This window comes from Protofrankia sp. CiP1_Cm_nod2 (genome assembly GCF_920664355.1).
Lineage (GTDB): Bacteria > Actinomycetota > Actinomycetes > Frankiales > Frankiaceae > Protofrankia.
This window is the reverse complement of the sequence record NZ_CAKKTL010000153.1, coordinates 6356-12659: the sequence shown is the minus strand read 5'-3', so window position 1 is coordinate 12659 and position 6304 is coordinate 6356. Positions and strand designations below refer to the sequence as shown.

Sequence of the window (6304 nt, the reverse complement as noted above, 5' to 3'; positions counted from 1 at the left end):
CGGCGGGGCACCGGCGGCCCCGGCGGGCCCGGCGGCTGGGGCGGGCCTGCCGCTGGCGGACACCGCGCGCCGCGCGACGGTCGACGCGGAGGCCACCGACCGCTACGCCCGCCCCGGCGGCAAGCAGAGCTGAGCCCGTCCACCGGCGGGCCCACGGAGGTGGCTCGGAGCGGCCGATTCCCCGGCACGTAAAATGGCGGAGAACGCGGTTGTGTACGCCGGGCTTGTGTACGTGGGTGGCTGGTAGTTCGGGCGCCGTCCCATGGGGAACAGCCCGGTACGCCAGCAGTGACCCGCTCCGTGACGCTGTGTCCTGTGTGCAGTTTGTCGTTCGTCTGTAACGTGCGCTGTTCCCGAGAGGTTCGGACGCTCCTATGACCCTCGCCCCGCTGTTGGACGCTCTTACCGTCACTCCGGGTGCGGATCCGGCCCTGGCGCGCGCGGTCGCCGCGGTCGGTGAGCCCCGGCTGGACCTGTCGGCCCCGGCCGCGCTGCGCCCGTTCGCCGCCGCCGCGCTCGCGGTCCGGGCCGGCCGGCCGGTGCTGGCCGTCACCGCCACCGGGCGGGAGGCCGACGATCTCGCCGCGGCGCTGTCGAGCCTGATCGATCCCGACACGGTCGCGGTGTTCCCGAGCTGGGAGACCCTGCCGCACGAACGGCTGTCCCCGCGGGCCGACACGGTGGGGCTGCGCCTCGCCGTGCTGCGGCGGCTGGCCCACCCCGGCAGCACCGGCCGGCCGCCGTTGTCGGTCGTGGTGGCGCCGATACGGGCCGTCCTGCAGCCTCAGGTCGCCGGTCTCGGGGATCTCGAGCCGGTGACGTTGGCCGTCGGCGACAGCGCCGACCTGGGGGAGGTCGTGGACCGGCTTGTCGGGGCCGCGTACCACCGGGTCGACCTGGTGGAACGGCGTGGCGAGATCGCGGTGCGCGGCGGCATCCTCGACGTCTTCCCACCGACCGAGGAGCATCCGCTGCGGGTGGAGTTCTTCGGCGACGAGGTCGAGGACATCCGGCCGTTCTCAGTGGCCGACCAGCGGGCGCTGTCCGGCCCGTCCGGCGGTCCGTCCGGCGGCCCGAGCGGCGGCCCGAGCGGCGGGGATGGCCGGGACGCCCGGCCGCGGCTGTTCGCGCCGCCGTGTCGCGAACTGCTGCTCACCCCACCGGTCCGGGCCCGTGCCCGGGAGCTGGCACAGGCGCATCCCGAACTGCTCGACATGCTCGACATGATCGCGGACGGCATTCCGGTGGACGGTATGGAGGCGCTCGCGCCGGTGCTCTGCGACGAGATGGTGCTGATGCTCGACGAGCTGCCCGCCGGCACGCATGTGCTGGTGTGCGACCCGGAACGGGTCCGGGCCCGGGCCACCGAACTGGTGCGCACGAGCCACGAGTTCCTGGAGGCGTCCTGGAGCACGGCCGCCGCCGGCGGCAGCGCCCCGATCGATCTCGGCGCGGCGGCCTACCGCTCGATCGCGCAGGTGCGCCAGCGGGCCACCGAGATCGGCCTGCCGTGGTGGTCGGTCGGCCCGTTCGGCGGCGGCGTCACCGCCGACGGCCTCTCGGGCGGCGACCGGCCCGGGAGCGGCGGCTCCGGGGGTGGCGCGGGCGGCGACGGCCGTCCCGGCGACCACCAGGTGTGGGGCGCCGCCAGCGGCGAGGATGCCTTCGACGACCACACGGTGATCTCCAGCCTGCGGCCGGCCACCGCCTACCATGGTGACACCGCGCGGGTGCTCGCGGACATCAAGGGCTGGCTCGCCGGCTCCTGGCGTGTCCTGCTGGTGACCGAGGGGCATGGCCCCGCCCAGCGGCTCGTCGAGCTGCTGCGGGACGCCGACCTGGGCGCCCGTCTCGCCGAGGACGCCGACCTCGCCCGTGGCGTGGCCACGGTCACCTGCGGCCAGCTCGGCAGCGGCTTCACCAGCGACCTGCTCGGCATCGCCGTCCTGACCGAGGCGGACCTCGCCGGCCAGCGCGGTGTCACCACCCGTGACATGCGCCGGATGCCGCACCGGCGCCGCAAGGGCATCGACCCGCTCGCGCTGCGCGCCGGCGACCTGGTCGTCCACGACGCCCACGGGGTCGGCCGGTACATCGAGATGGTGACCCGGACGGTCGCCGGCGCCACCCGCGAGTACCTCGTCCTCGAGTACGCGAAGGGTGACCGTCTGTACGTCCCGACCGACCAGCTCGAACAGGTCACCCGTTACGTCGGCGGCGAGGGCCCGAGCCTCGACCGGATCGGCGGCGCCGACTGGGCGAAGCGCAAGGGACGCGCCCGCAAGGCCGTCAAGGAGATCGCCGGCGAGCTGATCCGCCTGTACAGCGCGCGGATGGCCGCGCCCGGGTACGCCTTCGGCCCGGACACCCCGTGGCAGCGGGAGCTGGAGGACGCTTTCCCGTTCCGGGAGACCCCCGACCAGCTCTCGGCCATCGAGGAGGTCAAGGCCGACATGCGCAGACCCGTCCCGATGGACAGGGTCATCTGCGGCGACGTCGGCTACGGCAAGACCGAGATCGCGGTCCGGGCGGCGTTCAAGGCGGTGCAGGACGGCAAGCAGGTCGCTGTTCTCGTCCCGACGACACTGCTCGTCCAACAGCATTTCCAGACGTTCTCCGAGCGGTATGCCGCGTTTCCCGTGAACGTACGGGCGATGTCGCGCTTCAATTCCGCGTCCGAGCAGAAGACGGTGCTCGACGGGATTTCCGACGGCACCGTCGACGTGGTGATAGGAACGCATCGGCTGCTGTCGTCCGCGTCCCGTTTCAAGGACCTCGGCCTGGTGATCGTCGACGAGGAGCAGCGCTTCGGCGTCGAACACAAGGAATATCTGAAGAAAATGCGGACCGCGGTGGACGTGCTCACCATGAGCGCCACCCCGATCCCGCGGACACTGGAAATGTCGATCACCGGTATCCGGGAGCTGTCGACGATCGACACCCCGCCGGAGGAGCGGCACCCGATCCTGACCTTCGTCGGGCCGAGCGACAACCGGCAGATCGCCGCCGCGATCCGCCGTGAGCTGCTGCGGGAGGGGCAGGTCTTCTTCATCCACAACCGGGTGGAGTCGATCGACGCGGCCGCGGCGAGGCTACGCGACCTCGTCCCCGAGGCCCGCGTCGCCACCGCGCACGGCCAGATGGGCGAGGACGCCCTCGAGCAGGTGATGGTCGCCTTCTGGGAGAAGAAGTTCGACGTCCTGGTATGTACCACCATCGTCGAGTCGGGGCTGGACATCTCCAACGCCAACACCCTCGTCGTGGAACGCGCCGACGTGTTCGGGCTGTCCCAGCTGCACCAGCTGCGGGGCCGGGTGGGCCGCGGCCGGGAACGCGCCTACGCATATTTCCTGTATCCGCCGGACAAGCCGCTCACCGAAACCGCGCACGACCGGCTCGCGACGATCGCCCAGCATTCCGACCTCGGTGCCGGAATGGCCGTGGCCATGAAGGACCTGGAGATCCGCGGGGCGGGCAACCTGCTCGGTGGGGAACAGTCCGGGCACATCGCCTCGGTCGGTTTCGACCTGTACGTGCGGATGGTCGGTGAGGCCGTCGCGGACTTCAAGGGCACCGCGGTCGAGGAGCCGCCCGAGGTCAAGGTCGAGCTCCCGGTGAACGCGAGCCTGCCGCACGACTACGTCCCCAGCGAGCGGCTGCGGCTGGACGCCTACCGCCGCCTGGCCGCCGCCGTCTCGGACGACGACATCGCCGAGGTCCGCGCCGAGCTCCTCGACCGCTACGGGACGCCGCCCGAGCCGGCCGAGAACCTGCTGGCGGTCGCCTCCCTGCGGGTGCTGGCCCGCCGGCACGGCGTCACCGAGATCACCGTGGCCGGCCGCCAGATCCGGTTCGCGCCGCTGGAGCTGCGCGAGAGCCAGACCATGCGCCTCCAGCGGCTGTACAAGGGGGCCGTGGTCAAGCCGGCGGTGCGCACGGTCCTGGTGCCGGTGCCGGCGGAGACCCCGCGTATCGGCGCCCGGCCGCTGCGTGACCGCGCCGTCCTCACCTGGGCCGCGGAGCTGCTGGCGGCGGTCGCCGGCGACTCGGTCGCGGCGGCGGCCACGGCCGCGTCCCGCTGATCCCATGCCCGCTGATCCCATGCCCGCTGATTTCGTGCCCCGCCGGTCCGCGGCCGGTTCCGGTGGATCTTCAACCGGGTGGGTGGCGAGGAGCGCGGACGCGGTGGGGGTTACGCCCACCGGTGGCCTGGCTGTGCGCGGCGGGCGGCGAGTCGGTACGGTCACAGCCGTGAAGCCCCGTTCTGCCGCTCGCCGCATCCTCGCCGGCGTGGCGTTGGTGGTCCTTACCGCCTCCGCGTGCACCACCCATGCCGGGTCCGCCGCCCAGATCGGCGATGACACGATCAGGACGTCGACCTTGCGTGACGTCGTCGACCGTGGCCTGGCCGTCAGCCGGTCGGCCGCCGCGGCCGATCCCGGCGCCGCCCAGAGCATCGCGCCGATCGAACGCACCGATCTGCAGCGGCGCGCGCTGACCACCCTCGTCCAGCTCGACCTGCTCGAGCGGGAGGCCCGCAGCCTCGGGATCACAGGGACCGACCAGGACCTCGACGCCTTCTACCAGGCGTACAGCGTGCTCGGGTTCGGCAGCGTCGCGGCCTTCGAGCAGCTGGCGGCGCTCGGCGGCATAGCCCGCCAGGACCTGCGCGTCTTCATCCGCTCCAACGCCCTGGAGTCGGCGATCGCGGACAAGCTGGCCCCGGTCACGGTCACGGACGCCACCAGGAAGCAGGCCCGCGACGAGTACGACAAGATCGTCGCGAAGTTCGGCGGACAGAAGAAGCAGATCTCGCTGAGCTTCGACCAGGCGCAGGGCTATCTCGTCCGGTCGCTGGCCGAGAGCCAGCGCAACCAGGCCGTGTACACGAAGCTGCGCGAGACCGCGGCCCGGGAATCGGTCTCGATCAACCCGAGGTTCGGCGCCTGGGACGCCGCCCAGCTCGCGGTGGTGGCCGCGGCCGTCTCGGTGGCGACAACCCCGGCGCCCGCGCCGTCGCTGGGCCCGGGACTCACGCTCACCCAGTGACCGTCCCCGTCCCGCCAGCAGTCCCGCCGGCCGCGCTGACCGATCCGGTCATGCTGGCCTGGCCGCCCGGGGTGACCGGAGCGGCCAGGTCGGCCGGGCCGGCCGAGGGGGCCTGGTGACCGCGAGCATCGTCGTCGTCGTGACCAGTCCCCGGGTCGCGCCCGGACTGCTCGACGTCGCGGCCTGGGACCTGCTGCGCGCCGCCGGCACGGTCTGCTGCGGGTCGGCCGACCATCCCCAGCGGGCTGCCCTCGCCGCGGCGGGCATCGCGGTCGAAGTGCTGGCGGACGCCGGCCAGCGGGCCGCCGTCACCGCCGAGGCGCTGCGCCGGCGCGCGCACGCCGACCCGTCCCGGCCCGTGGTGTGGCTCGCCGCGCCGGCTGCTGGGACCCTGCCAGCCGGCGAGACCCCGGGGGCTGATGGAGCGCTGTGGGCCGGTGGGGCCGAGCCAGGCGGGGAACACGGCCTGCTCGACGCGCTCGCCGCCGCGGCCGGCGCGGACCTCACCGTGACGGCCGTCCAGGGGTCGCGCGACCTGCCCGGCGCCAGGCTGCTGGACGCGGTCGCCGTGATGGACCGGCTGCGCTCTCCCGGCGGCTGCCCGTGGGACGCCGAGCAGACCCACACCTCGCTCGCCTCCTACCTGCTGGAGGAGGCCTACGAGGCGTACCAGGCGATCGAGGACGGCAACCACGCCGACCTGCGTGAGGAACTCGGCGACGTGCTCATGCAGGTGCTCTTCCACGCGAGGATCGCCGCCGAGGGCAACGGCTGGCCCGCCGGCCCGGACGACGCGGGGACACCCGGCACCGGGGCCGCCCCCGACGACCGGAACAGCGACGACCGGAGCGGCGACGACCGGAGCGGCGACGACCGGCAAGGTGACGACCGGAACAGCGCGGCCTGGGACAACACGCCCCTGAACGGGGCTGGCCGGGACGAGACGGCCCGGAACGGCGCCGTCCGGGGCGGGGAGGAGGCCCGGCGCGGCACGGCCGTCTGGGACATCGACGACGTGGCCGCGGGCCTGGCCGACAAGCTCGTCCGCCGGCATCCGCACGTCTTCGGATCGGTGCGGGTGGACGGCGCCGCCGCCGTCGAGACGAACTGGGACAAGATCAAGGACGTCGAGAAGGGCCGCCGGTCGGTGACCGAGGGCGTCCCCCTGTCCCAGCCCGCGCTCGCGCTGGCCGCGAAGCTCCAGAAGCGCGCGGCCAAGGTCGGCGTACCCGATGAGATCGTCCTCTCCGGAGCC

The 6304-nt window shown here is 73.4% G+C and carries 3 protein-coding genes; all 3 read left to right on the top strand.

The window, feature by feature from the left end:
* The first annotated feature begins 374 nt into the window (after positions 1–374).
* On the top strand, positions 375–4082 hold the full coding sequence (gene mfd / locus NBW84_RS16510) for a transcription-repair coupling factor (RefSeq protein ID WP_250285632.1): 3708 nt from the start codon (positions 375–377) through the stop codon (positions 4080–4082).
* 169 nt (positions 4083–4251) lie between these two features.
* On the top strand, positions 4252–5049 hold the full coding sequence (locus NBW84_RS16505) for a hypothetical protein (protein ID WP_250285631.1): 798 nt from the start codon (positions 4252–4254) through the stop codon (positions 5047–5049).
* Positions 5050–5164: 115 nt separating this feature from the next.
* Positions 5165–6304, top strand: a 1140-nt coding sequence (locus NBW84_RS16500) for a MazG family protein (protein WP_250285630.1), incomplete at its 3' end; no start/stop codon positions are given.

Excerpts from the sequence above, each read along its gene's own strand:
- mfd (WP_250285632.1), top strand. The coding sequence starts at position 375 with ATGACCCTCGCCCCGCTGTTGGACGCTCTTACCGTCACTCCGGGTGCG.